The organism is Novosphingobium sp. ST904 (assembly GCF_001298105.1).
Classification (GTDB): Bacteria; Pseudomonadota; Alphaproteobacteria; order Sphingomonadales; family Sphingomonadaceae; genus Novosphingobium.
This window is the reverse complement of the sequence record NZ_LGJH01000161.1, coordinates 38,950-55,584: the sequence shown is the minus strand read 5'-3', so window position 1 is coordinate 55,584 and position 16,635 is coordinate 38,950. Positions and strand designations below refer to the sequence as shown.

The following is a 16,635-nucleotide window of genomic DNA, read 5'->3' as shown; positions in this document are numbered from 1 at the left end:
TCACTGATTGCCGTGGCCCCGCTGGCCAGCGCGCGAGGCCACGCCGGGGAAGACATAGACGTTGTTGACCTGCGTGACGCCGGGCGTGCCGAACGGGCTGCCGGTGCCGACGATCGCCTTGCCGCCGGTCCATTCGAGGATATCCGCCGGATGCGCCTCGGCGCGCGACAGCGGGTTCGACAGCGGGAAGACCACCGGCCGCTCGACATGTTCGGCCATGGTGCGGATGGTGCGTTCGCTGAACGAAGCCTTCTGGCCCGACGTGCCGATCAGCACCGTGGGGTGGACGTTCGCCACGACTTCCTGAAGCGAGATCATGTTCTGCCCGCCCGCGTTCCAGCTGGCGATCTCGGCCGGATCGCGCGCCAGCTTGACCTGCTGCGGCGGCAGACGCGGAATGTCGGAAAGGATGAGGCCGTCGCGATCGACCGCCCAGATCTTCGAACGCGCTTCCTTCTCGTCCAGCCCGTCGGCGATCATTGCCTGCACCAGCATCTCGGCCACGCCGCTGCCTGCCGCGCCCGCGCCGAACAGGACCACGCGCTGCTCGGTAAGCGGCACGCCGGTCTTGCGGATCGCCGCCAGCAGGGTGCCGACAGCCGTGGCGGCGGTGCCCTGGATATCGTCGTTGAAGCTCAGCAGACGGTCGCGGTAGCGGCCCAGCAGATCGTAGGCGTTCTTGCCCGCGAAATCCTCCCACTGGAGGAGGACGCCGGGGAAGCGATCGTCCACGGCGCTCACGAAGGCCTCGACGAAATCGTCGTAGTCCTGGCCCCGCACGCGCGGCGCGCGCCAGCCGACATAGAGCGGATCTTCGCGGCGGGCGTGGTTGTCGGTGCCCAGGTCGAGCAGGATCGGCAGGACTTCGGAAGGATGGATGCCCGCGCAGGCGGTGTAGAGCGCCAGCTTGCCGATCGGGATGCCCATGCCGCCCGCGCCCTGGTCGCCCAGGCCGAGGATGCGTTCGCCGTCACTGACGACGATCACCTTCACCCGGTCATAGGCAGGATCGGCGAGAATATCGGAGATGCGGTCGCGGTTGGGATAGCTCAGGAAGAGGCCGCGCGGACGGCGCCAGATTTCGCTGAAGCGCTCGCAGCCCTCACCCACGGTGGGCGTGTAGACCAGCGGCAGCATGCGCGGCAGGTCGCTCTGGACCAGCGCGTGGAACAGCACTTCGTTCGAATCCTGAAGCTCGCGCAGGAAGGCGTAGCGCTGGAAGTCACTTTCCTTTTCTTCCAGTGCCTTGCGGCGACGTTCGATCTGGCTGTCGAGCGTGCCGACATGCGGCGGCAGCAGACCGTGCAGGCCGAACTCGTCACGCTCCTCGGCGGTGAATGCGGTCCCCTTGTTGGTGAGAGGATCGGAGAGCAGCGCGCGGGCTGCGGCGTGACGGGTGGGGGACATCTGCGACCTTTCCTAGAATCGTAAACTCAGCCAGCCCGCGAGAAAATCGGAGCTGCGGTAACCCGCATCGGTCAGCGCGGGCCCGGCTTCGAGATGCTCGTAGCGCCCGGTGAACGAAACGCGGGGCGAGATCGTCCAGACCGCCTGGAGGCGGGCCAGTTCGGCGATCTTGCGCGCCCGCCCGTTCTGGGTGCCGGCAAAGGGTTGGCCGTTCGCCCGATAGACGGCATCCGTGACACTGTCACGCCATGCAAAACGGTATTCGGCATTCACTTTCACATTCTTCAGCGGCGAGAAGCTGAAAGTGGGGGCAATCGCGCGAATGTTGCTAGGCGTCAGGTAGAGCTGATAGCTGAAGTAGATGTTGTTGCCGAAGGGCGAATAGGCGTCCCGCAGCTTCCCGTCGCCATAGCCGCCGCCGCCGCTCGCATAGTCCGCGCTGAACCCGATGCGGGGCGCTGCCTTGGCCGATCCCAGCCGGTAGGACTGAGCCAGCAGCACCTGCCAGGCATCGATCTTCTGGTCGATGAACTCGCCCCACTGGTGGTTGACCGTCCAGTCGACCTGAACCGCCCGGCATCGCCGTAGACGTGGACCCCGCCATACCAGCGCGTTGCCGGGCCGATCCGCCCTCCCCATGTGCCGACGCCGTTCTGACGCCGCCAGAGGAAGGGATCGACGAAGATCTTCGAATCACCCAGAAAAGCCTTGGGCACGGCGTATCCCAGCGTCACCCCGGAGAAGCGGCGTTCGGGATCGCTGCGATCGTCGCCGATGCCGTCCTCGCCATAGGCGGTGGGCCACAGGTCGAAGACGTCGGCGCGCAGCGCCTTGCCCCTCACCCAGGCCCGAACGCCGTTCAGGGTGTAGTGGACCGTGTTGTTGTCGCGCTGCGACGTCAGCAGGTTGGGCCCATCGACGAATTCCTGCCGCCCATAGCGCACGCCCACGTCGAGCCCTGCGATCTGGCCGCTCGCCTCGGCGAAATATTGCTGGGCGACAAGGCCGTTGCGCATGCTGGTGGCCGGCGTTCCGATATTCCGGCCGCCGATCCCGGCATGCGCCAGCTCTCCGTAGAAGCGCAAGTGCGGGCCGACATGAAGGTCGGCGCCCCGCAACGACGCGGCTGATATCCTGCCGCTGCGCCTCGGCCTCGCGCAAGTTGGGATTGGTGGTCTGGTTCACCCGCAGCCGCAGTTCACCCGAGAGCGTGAGGTAGATATCGCCGTCTGCACCGAGCGGCAGGAACTTCAGCCGGTCGAGCGGATCGTCCCGCTTCGACTTGTCGGCCATGCCCCGCCAGTCCTCGGCCCAGCGCGAGATGCTGTAGCCTTTGGTGACGGCGCCGTCGCCGTTGGAGGATACCGGATAGACCGGGGAAGTGGCCGAATTCGCGGTCCGGGCCTCTTCGGCATGAGCCGTGAAAGGGGCGCAGCAAAGGGTGGCGGCCAGCAGCCGCGATAACTTCGTCTTCATGTCCGTGATTCCTGTGCGGGGCTTTCGCCCCGGGTGCAGTCAGGTCAGACGAGCACGGGGCTCACCGCGGCGGCGGGCTCACGATTGGCGAGCACCGCCTTGAAACGCTCGGTGTCCAGCTTGCCTTCCCAGCGCGAGACCACGACCGTTGCCACGGCATTGCCGATGAAGTTGGTCAGGCTGCGGCATTCCGACATGAAGCGGTCCACGCCGAGGATCAGCGCCATCCCCGCGACCGGCACCGAAGGCACGATCGAGAGCGTGGCAGCCAGCGTGATGAAGCCCGCGCCGGTGACGCCCGCCGCACCCTTGGACGAGAGCATGGCAACGCCCAGCAGCAGCACCTGCTGGCCCAGCGTCAGTTCCACGTTGCAAGCCTGCGCGATGAACAGCGCCGCCAGCGTCATGTAGATATTGGTGCCGTCGAGGTTGAAGCTGTAGCCGGTCGGCACGACGAGGCCGACGATGCTCTTGGGGCAACCGGCACGCTCCATCTTCTCCATCAGCGAAGGCAGCGCGCTTTCCGAGGAGGAGGTGCCCAGCACCAGCAGCAGTTCGGCCTTGAGGTAGGCGATCAGCGAGAAGATCGAGAAGCCGGCAAACCGCGCGACAAGGCCCAGCACCACGACCACGAAGAGCGCCGAGGTGAGATAGAACGTCGCCACCAGCCCCACGAGGTTGGCGAGGCTGCGACGCCGTACTTGCCGATGGTGAAGGCCATCGCGCCGAAGGCACCGACGGGCGCGGCCTTCATGACGATCGAGACCAGCTTGAAGAACACCAGCGACACGTCTTCGAGCAGCGAGAGCGGACGCGCGCCCCGGTCGCCCAGCATGGCGAGCGCGATGCCGAAGAGAATGGCGATCACCAGGACCTGAAGGATATTACCCTCGGTCATGGAGGAGAGGAAAGTGTCCGGGATCATTTCCATCAGGAACCCGGTGATCGACGTTTCGTGTGCCTTCTCGGAGTAAAGTGCGACCTTCGAGGCATCGAGCGAGGCGGGGTCGATGTTCAGGCCGTGGCCGGGGCGAACGACGTTCGCGACGACCAGCCCGACGATCAGAGCCAGGGTCGAGAAGAAGAAGAAATAGCCGAACGCCTTGCCCGCGACGCGCCCGACCGAGCGGAGATCGCGCATCGAGGCAATGCCGGTGACGATGGTCAGGAAGATGACCGGGGCGATCACCATCTTGACCAGCTTGATGAAGGCATCGCCCAGGGGCTTCAGCGCTTCGCCGGTGGCCGGAAAGAAGTGGCCGAGCGTCACACCCGCCGCGATGGCGATAAGCACCTGCACGTAGAGATGACCGTACCAGCGCTTTGGCGCCGACGATTCGTGCGTATCGGGCAAGGTGGTGTGCATGGTCAGGCCTTTCTTCCTCTCTCTGCCCGCGCAAGACTTATGCTTATCGCGGGCTGGGCAGAGACTGTTCGATTCCACGCTGCGGCCAAAGACATTTTTGCACTCGCCCTAAATGCCTGTTTTGCGGGGATGTGCGAACGGAAGCGCCCTGCCTTTCGAGCAGAAATCGGCACATTGCAGTGCAGCGATGTGCCGAAAGTTGCACATCGCTGCGGCCGGGCCTAGATTGCCGGGAGTGAATCGCCGCCACACCCTCTACTGGACGCTCGCCGCAATCGCTGCCGCTTTGATCGCCGGCGGCATCGCGGGTGAGATCGTGAGACAGCGGGCCACCACCGCTTTCTCGGCGTCGGTAGAAGCCGACGCGCGCCTGCGCCAGTCGTTGCTGGAAAGCGAGATCGCCCGCTTCCGCCTGCTTCCCCAGACCCTCGCAGACGACCGTGACGTGATCGCCGCCGCCAGTGGCGAGCCCGGCGCGGACCGCCGGCTGAATGCCAAGCTCGAAGCCTTCGCAAGCCAGATCGGGGCCTCCGCCATATACCTCGTCGGTGACGACGGCTTCGCGATTTCCGCCAGCAACTGGCGCCGCTCGGACAGTTTCGTCGGCCGCGACTATCGCTTCCGCCGCTATTACCGCGATGCCCGCAGGCACGGCGACGGCGCCCAGTTCGCGCTCGGCACCGTCAGCCATCGCGCCGGGCTCTACCTCGCGCGCAAGGCGGCCGGGGACTGCGTGATCGTCATCAAGCTCGATTTCGACCGGATCGAGGCCCAGTGGCGCACCGCGGGCGGCGAGACTTTCGTGACCAACCGCGATGGCGTGATCCTGGTCGCCAGCCGGGCCGACTGGCGGTTCGCCATGACCCGTCCGATCGATCCCGCCCGGCAGAAAGCGATCGCGGGCGATATCGGCATTCCGGGTCTGACCACGGCCCCTTACGGCACGGACGGTGACGGATTTCTGCGCATTCCGGGACGGAGGGCGCGGCTCCTTCTCGCCACCAGCCCGCCCAACCGCGACCAGTGGCGGGTGAACCTGGCCCTGCCAATCCGCGTCGCCGTTACCACGCCCATGCGCAGCGCGCAGGCCGTCGCGGCCACGCTCGCGCTTGTCGCGGTCTGTGCGCTCTGGTGGCTGGCCCAGCAAAGCCGCCGCCGCCGCGAACGCACCGCGCTGCTCGAAGCCGCCGTCACCGAACGTACAGCGGAACTGCGCCGGGAAATGGAAGAACGCGCCGCGCTCGAACAGCGCGCCGCCCTCCTGCGCGAGGAACTGCGCCTCGCCAATCGCCTCGCCACGCTGGGTCAGGTTACCGCCAGCGTCGCGCACGAAACCGCCCAGCCCGTTGCCGCCATCCGCAATTACGCCAGTTCGGCGGGACAGTTGCTGGACCTCGGCGCCGCCGCCGACGTTCGCGAGAACCTCACCGCGATAGACCGTCTGGCCGAGCGCATCGGTGTCATCACCGCGCAGTTGCGCGGGTTCGCGCGCAAGAGCAGCGGCGGGGAAAGCGCCGTGCCCCTGGCCGAAGTGCTGGACGGCGCGCACCTGCTGCTCAAGGAACGCCTCGCCGCGCTGACCTTCGAGACCCCTGAGATTCCCGCGGACCTCAAGGTGCGGGGCGACAAGGTGCGGCTGGAGCAGATCCTCGTGAACCTGCTCCAGAATGCCACCGAGGCGCTGGCTGGCCGCCCGGACCCGCGCATAACGCTCACGCTCGCCGTGGATGGCGGGATCCTGCGCCTCACCGTAGCGGACAACGGGCCCGGCATCGCGCCCGAGATCGCCGACCGCCTGTTCACCCCCTTCGCCACCAGCCGCGCCGAAGGGCTCGGCCTTGGCCTCGTGATCGCGCAGGATATCGCGCAGGAATTCGGCGGCACGCTGCGCCTCGTACCCGGCGAAACCGGGGCCGCCTTCGAGCTTCGATTGAGACTGGCCTGATGTCCATTGCCCCCCTCGCCCCTCGGCGTGTCGCCCTTGTGGAGGATGACGAAGACCTTGCGCGCTCGACCGCGCAACTGCTCAGGCTTGCCGGGTTCGAGGTCGAACTCTTCGCCGCTGCGCCCCCCGCCCTCGCCGCCCTCACCGCCGACTGGCCCGGCGTGGTCGTCAGCGATGTCCGGATGCCGCATGTCTCGGGGATAGACCTGTTCCGCCAGCTTCACGAGCGCGACCCGGAATTGCCGGTCGTGCTCGTCACCGGCCACGGCGACATCGAAATGGCCGTGCAGATGCTGAAAGCTGGGGCATGGGACTTCCTCACCAAGCCATTCGCACCCGACACCCTGATCGCCGCCGTCACGCGCGCTGCCACCGCGCGCGGGCTGACGCTCGAAAATCGGCGCCTGCGGGCCATGGCGCAGGATACCGACGCCCCGGTGTTTCTGGGCGAAAGCCCCGCCATCCGCCGCCTGCGCGAGATGATCCCCGTCCTCGCCAACGCCGACATAGACCTGTTCATCGAAGGCGAGACCGGCACCGGAAAGGACCTGTTCGCCCGCCTCGTTCACCGCGCGGGGAAGCGGGCGCGCCAGCGCTTCCTGCCCATCGCCTGCGCCGCCATGCCCGAGGCGCTGTCCGAACCGCTGTTCGCGGCAAGCGGGCTGGCCGAACCGGGGCTCGCCGCGGCCCATCGGGGCACGCTCTATCTCGACGACGTGGACCGCGCCCCTGCGCATTTGCAGGAGCGCCTGCTGCCCTTCGTCGAACAGCGCGTGCTGCGCCATCGCGGCGAGGCGACGCCGATCGACGTGCGCGTGATCTCCACCAGCCAGGATGCCGCCGAAGGCCCGCCGCCATCCCTGCTGCCCCCGCTGTTCTACCGCCTTGCCGCCATGCGCCTGCGCATCCCCCCGCTGCGCGAACGGCGCGAGGATATCGGCTCCCTTTTCGCCCGTTTCGCCGGAGATGCCGCAAGCCGCATGGGCCGGGAGCTTCCTCCCGTCACCGCGCCGGTGCGCACGATGCTCGAACGGCACGACTGGCCGGGCAACCTGCGGGAACTCGCCAATTTCGCGGAACAGTTCGTGCTGGGCCTCGGCGAGCCATCGCCCACGCCATCAGCCGCCCGGAACAAGGGGCTGACCGAGCGTGTCGATGCCTTCGAACGGGATGAGATCGTTGCCGCTGTGCAGGCCGCCGGCGGTGAGATCGGCGCGGCCATCCGCTCGCTCGATCTGCCGCGCAAGACCTTCTATTACAAGGTCAACAAGCACGGGATCGACCTTGCCGCCCTGCGGCGCAAGGATTGAACGGTGCGCCGGGCTCCGGACCCGGCACGGCCGCGTCAGACGCCGACGGAGCCTGCATCGCGGATCATGCGGCCAAGCTGGTCCAGCAGGCAGAGCCGCTCCTTCTTCAGTTCCTCAAGCCGGGTGTCGGACGCGGCATCCAGTTCGGCCTCGATCCGGTGGATCGCGCCGTTCACTTCGTCGTAGCGGTCGGCAAGAACCGCAAAATGTCCGCGCGTTGCCTTCAGGTGGTGAAGAACTTCCAGATCGTCCGGAAATTCGGCGGCGAGTTCGTGGGCTTTGTGGGACATCGGCTATCCTCTTCGCTCGAAAACACACGGAAAGCTGGGGCGATACGCCTCGGCAGCATGGTACCGCTTCCCCAACCTGACCGAAGCTGCCCTGTTCCGCCCAACTCCACCTTGAGCAGGATCAAGGACCGGCACTGATCGTCAGATTTCGGAATAGTCCACTTGCGGGCGGCTTTCGCGCGTGCCGCGATAACGCTTGTCAGGCTCGCGGGGATCCCCGGCGATCACGACATGGTCGTCATGCACTTCGACCAGCGTGCCGACGAACGGAAACCCTTCCAGGCTCCCGCCGACGCGGTAGCTGACCGTATCGCCGACCTTGAAGGTTTTCTCGTCGAAATTGAACTCGAACGGGCAGACCTCGTCCGCCGTACCCATGCCTTGCATTCTCGCTCTCCTCTCCGAGAGACAGCCTAACGCAGAACCGGCAGTGGCCAAATCGAAAAGCCGCCTGGAGCCGCTTCGCCCCGCCGATCTTCACGCCCGCCTGGATACCAAGCAATTGTGCCAGCACAAAAACAAAAAGGCCGCCCTTTCGGACGGCCTTTTCATCATGTCGCGAAGCGGGTGCTTCAGCCGACGATTTCTTCCGGCTTGAAGAAGTAGGCGATCTCGATCGCCGCGTTCTCGTCCGAGTCCGAACCGTGGACCGAATTGGCTTCGATCGATTCGGCGAAGGTCTTGCGGATGGTACCTTCGGCGGCGTCGGCCGGGTTGGTGGCGCCCATCACGTCGCGGTTGGTCTTCACGGCGTCTTCGCCTTCGAGAACCTGCACGACCACCGGACCGGAGATCATGAAGGAAACGAGGTCGTTGAAGAAGGGACGCTCCTTGTGGACCGCGTAGAAGCCTTCAGCCTGCTCCTGCGAGAGCTGGATACGCTTCGAGGCGACGACGCGCAGGCCGGCTTCCTCAAGCAGCTTGGTCACGCCGCCGGTCAGGTTGCGGCGGGTCGCGTCGGGCTTGATGATCGAGAAGGTGCGGGTAACCGCCATGATATGTTCCTTGCGAAGTAAGGGTTTTGAATTGTTGCGCGCGCCCCTAGCCGGGAACGCGCCGCTCCGCAAGAATTAGGCGTCGTGAAGGTCAGGGATAGCGGCGGAGAATCATCCGGCCTGAACCCATCTCCCGCCGTCCTGCTTCCAGTAGTAGTGTTCCACGCCTTCGCGTTCCCGCAAGGCCCGCCAGGTTTCCCGCGCATGCTGGAGCGTGGACTGGTCGAACAGGAAGAACGTGCGCTCGAACGGAACCTCGCCCTCGCGCCACTGGCCGTCCGCGATCACCATGTACTTCGCGCCGTTGGCAGGCTCCGCCACGTCGGACAGGAGGATCGGCTGGCGATCCTCGCTGCCTTCGCCCGCGAAGCCGTTGGCAAGGAAGCTCTCCGGCCCCACGGACCAGAGAGCCTGACAGATGCGCTGCCGCTGGCCGAGGTCGGCGGAGACGACGAGCAGGCGCTCGCCATTCCCCGCGACCTTTCCGGCGATCAGCGCCAGCGCGCTTTCGGCAGGGTCGCGACTGAGCTGGTAGAAATCCACGCGCATGTCGCGCTCCCCGCCTCCCGATTACGCTTCCAGGTTGTCGCGCACGAAGCGGTCGAGCAGGCGCACGCCGAAGCCCGAGGCGCCCTTGTCCCAGGTTGCGCCCGGCTTGTCGGTCCACACGGTGCCGGCAATGTCGAGGTGCGCCCAAGGGGTGTCGTTCTCGATGAAGCGCAGCAGGAACTGCGCCGCCGTGATCGAACCGCCAAACCGCGGGCCGACGTTCTTGATGTCGGCGATCGGGCTGTCGATCATCTTGTCGTAGGCCGGGCCCATCGGCATCCGCCACAGGCGGTCGCCCGAAGCGTCGCCGGCGGCGGCGAGCTGGCCGGCAAGGTCGTCGTTGTTCGAGAACAGCCCGGCATATTCATGGGCGAGGCTGAGAATGATCGCGCCGGTCAGCGTGGCGAGATCTACGATCTTGGCGGGCTTGTATTCACGCTGCACCCAGGTCAGCGCGTCGCAGAGCACCAGGCGACCTTCCGCGTCGGTGTTGATGACTTCGATGGTCTGCCCCGACATCGAGGTGACGACGTCACCGGGACGCTGGGCATTGCCGTCAGGCATGTTCTCCACAAGTCCGCACACGCCGATCACGTTGGCCTTCGCCTTGCGCAGCGCGAGGGCGAGCATGGTGCCCGCAACGGCGCCAGCGCCGCCCATGTCCCACTTCATGTCTTCCATGCCGGCCGCAGGCTTGATCGAGATGCCGCCGGTGTCGAAGGTTACGCCCTTGCCGACGAAGGCCACGGGCGCTTCGCCGTCAGCGCCGCCGAGCCATTCCAGCACGAGCAGGCGCGCCGGGCGCACCGAGCCCTGCGCCACGCCGAGCAGCGAGCCCATGCCGAGATCGGCCATTTCCTTCTCGTCCAGCACGCGAACCTTGAGGCCGCTGCCCGCCATCTTCGCCTCGCAGCGCGCGACGAAGGTTTCGGGATAGATCGCGTTCGCCGGCTCGGTCACGAGTTCGCGGGTGAAGGACACGCCCTCGACGATGGCTTGCTCCACCGCCCAGACCGCCTCGGTGCCTTCCGGCGCGCCGACCACGGCAATGTCCACAAGGCTCGGCTTGGCGTCGTCGGCCAGCTTGGTGCGATAGGTGTCGAGGCGCCAGCTGCGCAGGACCGCGCCCAGCAGCACGCCCGCCGCTTCGTCCGCCGAAAGGCCGGCGCCGGTAAGGTCGAGCGTTACCGCCGTCTCGCCCGAGGTCAGGTAACGGGCGACGATGCCTGCGCCCGCGCGCTCGATCGCGCCCTTGCGGTCCTTGCCGTCCGCCGCGCCGATCCCGGCGAGCGCCACGCGCACCACCTTGCCGTCGCGCTCCACGAAGCCCTCGAATACCTGGCCAGCCTTGCCCGCGAACCGCGAAGCCTTAGCGCCTTCGACAAGAACCTGCTCGATATCGGCCGGAATCGAATCCTGATTCACGAAGCGGGCGACGAGACGCGCCGGGGCGGGGGCAGCGGCGTCAAGGAACTGGATATTCATGGGATCTCCTGAATCACGTGGGCGAGCGCCGAACTTGTGCGCTTCACCGCAACAGCGGATTGCAGTTAGGCACAGGCGGTGCGATAGGCAAGTGATGCTCCCTGCCGCGCCGTCTCCGCTGCAAGCCCCCGATCGCCGCTTGCGACCTATTTCGCTGCGCGCGCTCGCCCTTGGAATCGCCTGCATCGGCCTGCCTGCCGGTGCCTGGGCACAGGACCTTTCGCGTCCTGTCGATACCGGGCCGATCGAGGGTGCGCCCGCCGCCCCGCCCGCCTCTACCGACGATACCGTGCCGATCGCCTTCGAGGCCGACACCGTCGAATATGCCCAGAACGACGAATTCGTCACCGCCACCGGCAATGTCGTGCTGCGCAAGGACAAGCAGTCCGTCCGCGCCGACAAGGTGACATGGAACCGCAAGACCGGCCAGATCCTGGGCAGCGGCAATGTCCGCATGGTCGATCAGGACGGCAACCAGCTCTACACAGAGAGTGTCGAGCTGACGGACGAACTGAAGACCGGCATGATGGAGAACCTGCTTCTCGTCATGCGCCAGGGCGGCCGCCTCGCCGCCAACAAGGGCGAGCGCATCGCCAATGGCGACGTCGTACTCCAGCACGCCGCCTATACCGGCTGCGCGGTGGAAAACGACGAAGGCTGCCCCAAGACCCCGACCTGGCGCGTCGTCGCCAAGACGGTGGTCTACAGCGAGACGCAGAATCGCGTGCGGTTCAGCGATGCCCGCCTCGAACTGTTCGGCGCCGTGCAGCTTCCGCTGTTCGGTCTCTCGGTCAGCACAAATGGCGGCGCGGTTTCCGGCTTCCTCGTGCCGGACCTGCGGTCGAGCCCGTCGAACGGCATCGAGGTTGCACAGTCCTATTACTGGAAGATCGCGGAAAACCGCGACCTCACCGGCTCGCTTCACGCCTATACCAAGGCCGCGCCGATGGCCTCGTTCCAGTACCGCGCCCTGACGGACCTCGGTGCCTACCAGATCACCGGCTATGCGACCTCTAGCAACCGCATACCGATCAACAGCAGCAATCCCGACCCGAACCGCGAACGCGCCTTCCGCGGATACATCTTCGCCAACGGCAAGTTCCAGCTCGACGAGAACTGGAGCATCACCGCCTCGATCCGCCGCGCGACCGACCGTACTTTCGTGCGCCGCTACGACATCTCGCGCGACGATCGCCTGCGTTCGTCGGTCGAACTGGAGCGGATCGACCAGGACAGCTACTTCTCCTTCGCCGGCTACGCGACGCAGACCCTGCAATCGAGCCGCGACCAGGGCATGATCCCGGTGGCACTGCCGGTGCTGGACTATCGCCACCGCTTCGACGACCCCCTGCTCGGCGGCAAGATCGAGACGCAGGTCAACACCATGGCCGTCACCCGCGTCGACGGTCAGGATACCCAGCGCGCCTTCGCCAGCACCCAGTGGTCGCTGCGCAAGATCACCGGACTGGGCCAGGAAGTGACCTTCACCGGCCTCGTGCGCGGCGATGTCTATCACTCGGACGAAAACGACCTGACCACCACCGCGCTCTATCGGGGCAATGCGGGGTGGCAGGGCCGCGCGATCGCACTCGCCGCGGTGGACGTGAAGTGGCCGCTGGTCGGGCAGGTGTTCGGCGGCAGCCAGGTGCTGACCCCGCGCATCCAGTTCGTCGCCACGCCGCCGGTCAAGAACCTGGCGATCCCGAACGAGGATTCGCGCGCGATCGAGCTTGAGGATTCCAACCTCTTCGCGCTCAACCGCTTCCCCGGCTATGACCGGTTCGAGGACGGCGCGCGCGTCACTTACGGGTTCGACTGGATGTTCGAACGTCCACGCTGGCGGATCAAGTCCACCATCGGACAGTCGGTCCGCCTGAGCAACAAGCCCTCGATCCTGCCTGACGGCACCGGCCTCACCAGCAAGACCTCGGATATCGTCGGCCGCACCGAACTGCGCTATCGCAACTTTTTCAACATCATCCACCGCTTCCGCGTCGACAAGGACACGCTGGCGGTCCGTCGCAACGAGTTCGACATCGCGCTGGGCAACAACCAGACCTACCTCGAACTCGGCTATACCAAGCTCAACCGCGACATCTCGATGGACATCGAGGACTTGAAGGACCGCGAGGAAGTGCGCGCCGCCGGCCGCGTCGCCTTCGCCAACTACTGGTCGATGTTCGGCTCCGCGGTGGTCAACCTGACCGACCGCAACGAAGACCCGACTTACGGCTCCGACGGTTTCCAGCCCCTGCGCACCCGCGTGGGCATGGCTTACGAGGACGATTGCCTCCAGGTCTCGTTCACCTGGCGGCGCGACTACGTGACGTTCGGAGACGCTCGCAAGGGCAACTCGTTCCAGCTCGGCTTCGCGCTCAAGAACATCGGCGCGTGGTAAATCCGGCCATGGTGGACGCGGAACGTCGCGGGCGTTGGCACCGTGCTGCAAAGCGACTATCGGACGTGCTCAGTTTCGGTTAAGCCGCGTGCCGACATAGGGCCGAAGAGATGCCCCTCGGCGAATTTTTCCATCGAGCGGCGTCGGCCGTACGGGTCGAATACGGGATACAGGTCAAGGTGAAAGCAATCCAAGGCAACAAGTTCATCAAGCGCGCGGCTCTTGCCTGCGGCGCCCTGGTCGCCTGCGGCACCGGGGTAGCGACACTGTCGTCCAGCGCTGCTTTCGCCCAGTCCGCCCCCCAGGGCGAAATCGTCATCCCTGACGACGTGAAGATCTTCGGCAACGACAATCCCAACGTCCGCCGCGCCACTGCCGTGGTCAACGGCGCCGTCATCACCGGCACCGACGTCGACCAGCGCCTCGCCCTGATCCTCGCCGCCAACCAGGGCAAGATCAGCGAAGAAGAACAGAAGCGCCTGCGCCTCCAGGTGCTGCGCAACCTGATCGACGAAACGCTCCAGATCCAGGAAGCCAAGGCCGCCGACGCGCCGTCGATGACGCCGAAGTCGAACAGTCCTACGCCCGCGTCGCCTCGCAGAACTTCAACCAGAACACGCAGGCGATGGACGCTTATCTCAAGCGCGTCGGTTCTTCGCCGGACTCGCTCAAGCGCCAGATCCGCGGCGAAATGTCGTGGCAGCGACTGCTCCAGCGCAACGTCCAGCCCTTCGTCAACGTCTCCGACGACGAAGTGAACGAAGTGATCGATCGCCTCAAGGCCGCCAAGGGCACCGAGGAATACCGGCTTGGCGAAATCTATCTCGCAGCCACACCGGATTCGCAGCAGCAGGTCTTCGACAACGCCAACCAGATCATGCAGCAGCTCCGTCAGGGCGGCAGCTTCGTGGCCTATGCGCGCCAGTACTCGCAGGCTTCGACGGCTGCGGTCGGCGGCGATCTGGGCTGGATTCGCCTTGCCCAGCTGCCCAACGAACTGGGCACCGCCGCGCGGGACATGCAGGCCGGCCAGCTCGCCGGTCCGATCGAGATTCCCGGCGGCTATTCGATCCTCTACCTGATCGACAAGCGTCAGGTGCTCACCGCCGATCCGCGCGACGCGCTGCTCGCGCTCAAGCAGATCTCGATGGAATTCCCGAAGGGCATTAGCGAAGCGCAGGCGAATGCCAGGGCCGAAAGCTTCGCCAAGACCATCCAGACCGCCAAGGGCTGCGGTGACGTCGACAAGGTTGCCGCCACGATCGGCGCACAGGTCGTCGCCAACGATCAGGTCAAGGCGCGCGACCTGCCCGGCCCGATCCAGGCCTCGATCCTCAACCTCTCGCCCGGCGAGACCCTGCCCCCGTTCGGCTCGCTGACCGAGGGTGTGCGCATCCTGATGCTCTGCGGCCGCGACGATCCGCAGCAGGTCGATTCGGGTCCGAACTTCGACCAGGTCATGTCGCAGCTCGAAGACGACCGCATCAACAAGCGCGCGCAGATGTACCTGCGCGATCTTCGCCGCGATGCGGTGATCGAATACAACTGACGATAGCAGGGGCGGCAAGCATGGCGGCCAGTTCCAACGGCGCGCCGCCCTCGCGGTTTCGCTCGGAGACCCGGCGGGCGTTGGCCCGGAACTATTCGCCGAGGCCTGGTCCCGGCGGCATGAGGCCGGACTTTCGCCCTTCTTCGTGACCGGCGGCGCGGGCGTGCTTGTCGCCGCCGCGCGCAGCCGGGGGATCGACCTTCCCGTAGCGCGCATCGCCGCGCCGGCCGAGGCCGCGAGCCTATTCGGCGAAGCACTCCCGGTGCTGGGAAGCGAGGATGCCGGCGCATCGTTCGGCGCGCCCGATCGTGAAGGCGCCGCGCTGGCGCTGCACTCCCTCACCCGTGCCACGCAGCTTGCCATCTCGGGCGAGGCAGGCGCCGTCGTCACCGGCCCCATCGCGAAGTCGCGGCTAGCCGAGATCGGCTTTACCCAGCCGGGCCAGACCGAATTCCTCGCCGACGCCTGCGGAATTCCGCATGAAAGCGCGGTCATGATGCTCGCAGGGCCCAACTTGCGCACCGTCCCGCTGACGGTCCACGTCGCACTTTGCGAGGTGCCCACCCTGCTGACCCGCGATCTGATCGAGAGCAAGGCGCGGATCGTCGCCCATGCCCTTGGCCGCGATTTCGGGCTTTCTCCCGCACGCATCGCCATTACCGGGCTCAACCCCCACGCCGGGGAAGACGGCCGCATGGGCCGCGAGGAGATAGAGACGATCGCCCCCGCTATCGCTGCGCTGCGCGAATCGGGGCTTGCCGTAACCGGCCCTCACCCCGCCGACGCCCTGTTCGCCGCGCATGAGCGCGAGAAGTTCGACGTGGCGCTCTGCATGTATCACGATCAGGCACTTATCCCGATCAAGACGCTCGATTTCGATGCGGGCGTCAATGTCACCCTGGGCCTGCCGATCGTGCGAACCTCGCCCGATCACGGAACCGCCTTCGGCATCGCCGGCAAGGGCGTGGCCAGCCCCGGCGCCACCATCGCGGCGCTGCGCATGGCCGGCGAATGCGCCGGCCGGAGAGCAAGCAAATGACCACCCTACCTCCCTTGCGCGAAGTCATCGCGAAGCACGGGCTTTCGGCGTCGAAGGCGCTGGGGCAGAATTTCCTGTTCGACGAACAGTTGCTGGATCGCATTGCCGCGATCCCCGGCGGGCTGGAAGGCAAGCAGGTGCTGGAAGTCGGCCCCGGCCCCGGCGGGCTGACGCGGGCGCTGCTGCGTGCCGGCGCAACCGTGACCGCCATCGAAATGGACCGCCGCTGCCTGCCCGCGCTCGCAGAACTGGAAACCGCGTTTCCCGGCAAACTCAAGGTGATCGAAGGCGATGCGATGAAGATCGCCCCGGCCGACCTTTTCGACGGGCCTTATGCCGTGGTCGCCAACCTGCCTTACAACGTCGGAACGGCGCTGTTCATCGGCTGGCTTTCCGGCGAAAGCTGGCCTCCGCAATGGTCTTCGCTGACGCTGATGTTCCAGGAGGAAGTCGCCCGCCGCATCGTGGCCGAGCCGGACACTTCGGCTTACGGACGCCTCGCGGTGCTGGCCCAGTGGCGCGCCAAGGCGAAGCTGGCGATGAAGGTCCATCGCAGTGCCTTCACGCCCCCGCCCAAGGTCATGTCCGCGATCGTGCATGTCGAACCCGGCGATGCGCCGGAAGGCGTTTCCATGCGTATCCTTGAGCGCGTGACGGAAGCCGCCTTCGGGCAACGCCGCAAGATGCTGCGCCAGAGCCTCAAGGGCGTGCCGGGGGCGCTCGACGCGGTGGACCGCCTCGGGATAGACCCGCAGCGCCGCGCCGAAACGCTTTCGGTGGATGAATTCGTGAGCGTGGCGCGGGAACTGACCCGCGCCTGACGCCC

The 16,635-nt window shown here is 66.3% G+C and carries 10 protein-coding genes and 4 pseudogenes; 6 read left to right on the top strand and 8 right to left on the bottom strand.

Annotated elements, in window-relative coordinates; all coding sequences use genetic code 11:
- From ADT71_RS23330 to ADT71_RS23320, 3 genes and pseudogenes are all read right to left on the bottom strand, one after another.
- On the bottom strand, positions 1–1,407 hold the full coding sequence (locus tag ADT71_RS23330) for an NAD-dependent malic enzyme (protein WP_197283108.1): 1,407 nt from the start codon (positions 1,405–1,407) through the stop codon (positions 1–3).
- 12 nt (positions 1,408–1,419) lie between these two features.
- Positions 1,420–2,883: pseudogene (locus tag ADT71_RS23325) on the bottom strand (alginate export family protein).
- Between the two features lie 44 nt (positions 2,884–2,927).
- Positions 2,928–4,249: pseudogene (locus ADT71_RS23320) on the bottom strand (dicarboxylate/amino acid:cation symporter).
- A gap of 235 nt (positions 4,250–4,484) precedes the next feature.
- Here ADT71_RS23320 and ADT71_RS23315 point away from each other — a divergent pair.
- A complete protein-coding gene (locus tag ADT71_RS23315; RefSeq protein ID WP_231636140.1) occupies positions 4,485–6,194 on the top strand; it encodes an ATP-binding protein in 1,710 nt (569 codons plus the stop codon).
- Complete coding sequence (locus tag ADT71_RS23310) at positions 6,194–7,504, top strand: sigma-54 dependent transcriptional regulator (RefSeq protein ID WP_054440766.1); 1,311 nt, start codon at positions 6,194–6,196, stop codon at positions 7,502–7,504. Before ADT71_RS23315 ends, ADT71_RS23310 begins: the two co-directional genes overlap by 1 nt.
- A gap of 35 nt (positions 7,505–7,539) precedes the next feature.
- On the opposite strand, the gene ADT71_RS23305 is transcribed toward ADT71_RS23310, so the two are convergent.
- The 5 genes from ADT71_RS23305 to ADT71_RS23285 all read right to left on the bottom strand — a co-directional run bounded on the left by ADT71_RS23305 (position 7,540) and on the right by ADT71_RS23285 (position 10,823).
- Positions 7,540–7,794 carry a YdcH family protein gene (locus ADT71_RS23305; protein WP_054440765.1) on the bottom strand — a complete coding sequence of 85 codons (255 nt, stop codon included), beginning with the start codon at positions 7,792–7,794 and terminating at the stop codon, positions 7,540–7,542.
- A 141-nt stretch (positions 7,795–7,935) separates the two neighbouring features.
- On the bottom strand, positions 7,936–8,181 hold the full coding sequence (locus tag ADT71_RS23300) for a hypothetical protein (RefSeq protein WP_054440764.1): 246 nt from the start codon (positions 8,179–8,181) through the stop codon (positions 7,936–7,938).
- Between the two features lie 185 nt (positions 8,182–8,366).
- Positions 8,367–8,789, bottom strand: a complete 423-nt coding sequence (gene ndk, locus ADT71_RS23295) for a nucleoside-diphosphate kinase (RefSeq protein ID WP_054440762.1) — start codon at positions 8,787–8,789, stop codon at positions 8,367–8,369.
- Between the two features lie 111 nt (positions 8,790–8,900).
- Positions 8,901–9,338, bottom strand: coding sequence for a DNA polymerase III subunit chi (locus ADT71_RS23290; RefSeq protein WP_054440760.1), 438 nt, complete (start codon positions 9,336–9,338; stop codon positions 8,901–8,903).
- 21 nt (positions 9,339–9,359) lie between these two features.
- Complete coding sequence (locus ADT71_RS23285) at positions 9,360–10,823, bottom strand: leucyl aminopeptidase (protein WP_054440758.1); 1,464 nt, start codon at positions 10,821–10,823, stop codon at positions 9,360–9,362.
- 94 nt (positions 10,824–10,917) lie between these two features.
- On the opposite strand from ADT71_RS23285, the gene ADT71_RS23280 reads away from it, so the two are divergent.
- The 4 genes and pseudogenes from ADT71_RS23280 to rsmA all read left to right on the top strand — a co-directional run bounded on the left by ADT71_RS23280 (position 10,918) and on the right by rsmA (position 16,630).
- The gene (locus ADT71_RS23280) at positions 10,918–13,221 is read left to right on the top strand and encodes an LPS-assembly protein LptD (RefSeq protein WP_054440756.1); all 2,304 of its coding nucleotides are present in this window, start codon (positions 10,918–10,920) and stop codon (positions 13,219–13,221) included.
- Positions 13,222–13,400: 179 nt separating this feature from the next.
- Positions 13,401–14,770, top strand: a pseudogene (locus ADT71_RS23275) (peptidylprolyl isomerase).
- Between the two features lie 43 nt (positions 14,771–14,813).
- Positions 14,814–15,809 (top strand): annotated as a pseudogene (pdxA, locus tag ADT71_RS23270) (4-hydroxythreonine-4-phosphate dehydrogenase PdxA); the annotation flags it as partial.
- Positions 15,806–16,630, top strand: coding sequence for a 16S rRNA (adenine(1518)-N(6)/adenine(1519)-N(6))-dimethyltransferase RsmA (gene rsmA / locus ADT71_RS23265; RefSeq protein WP_054440892.1), 825 nt, complete (start codon positions 15,806–15,808; stop codon positions 16,628–16,630). The pseudogene pdxA and the gene rsmA, both read left to right, overlap by 4 nt.
- The last annotated feature ends 5 nt before the right edge of the window (positions 16,631–16,635 follow it).

Coding starts and splice junctions, on each gene's coding strand:
- ADT71_RS23330 (WP_197283108.1), bottom strand. CDS start 1,407: ATGTCCCCCACCCGTCACGCCGCAGCCCGCGCGCTGCTCTCCGATCCT.
- ADT71_RS23310 (WP_054440766.1), top strand. CDS start 6,194: ATGTCCATTGCCCCCCTCGCCCCTCGGCGTGTCGCCCTTGTGGAGGAT.
- ADT71_RS23305 (WP_054440765.1), bottom strand. CDS start 7,794: ATGTCCCACAAAGCCCACGAACTCGCCGCCGAATTTCCGGACGATCTG.
- ADT71_RS23300 (WP_054440764.1), bottom strand. CDS start 8,181: ATGCAAGGCATGGGTACGGCGGACGAGGTCTGCCCGTTCGAGTTCAAT.
- ndk (WP_054440762.1), bottom strand. CDS start 8,789: ATGGCGGTTACCCGCACCTTCTCGATCATCAAGCCCGACGCGACCCGC.
- ADT71_RS23290 (WP_054440760.1), bottom strand. CDS start 9,338: ATGCGCGTGGATTTCTACCAGCTCAGTCGCGACCCTGCCGAAAGCGCG.
- ADT71_RS23285 (WP_054440758.1), bottom strand. CDS start 10,823: ATGAATATCCAGTTCCTTGACGCCGCTGCCCCCGCCCCGGCGCGTCTC.
- ADT71_RS23280 (WP_054440756.1), top strand. CDS start 10,918: ATGCTCCCTGCCGCGCCGTCTCCGCTGCAAGCCCCCGATCGCCGCTTG.
- rsmA (WP_054440892.1), top strand. CDS start 15,806: ATGACCACCCTACCTCCCTTGCGCGAAGTCATCGCGAAGCACGGGCTT.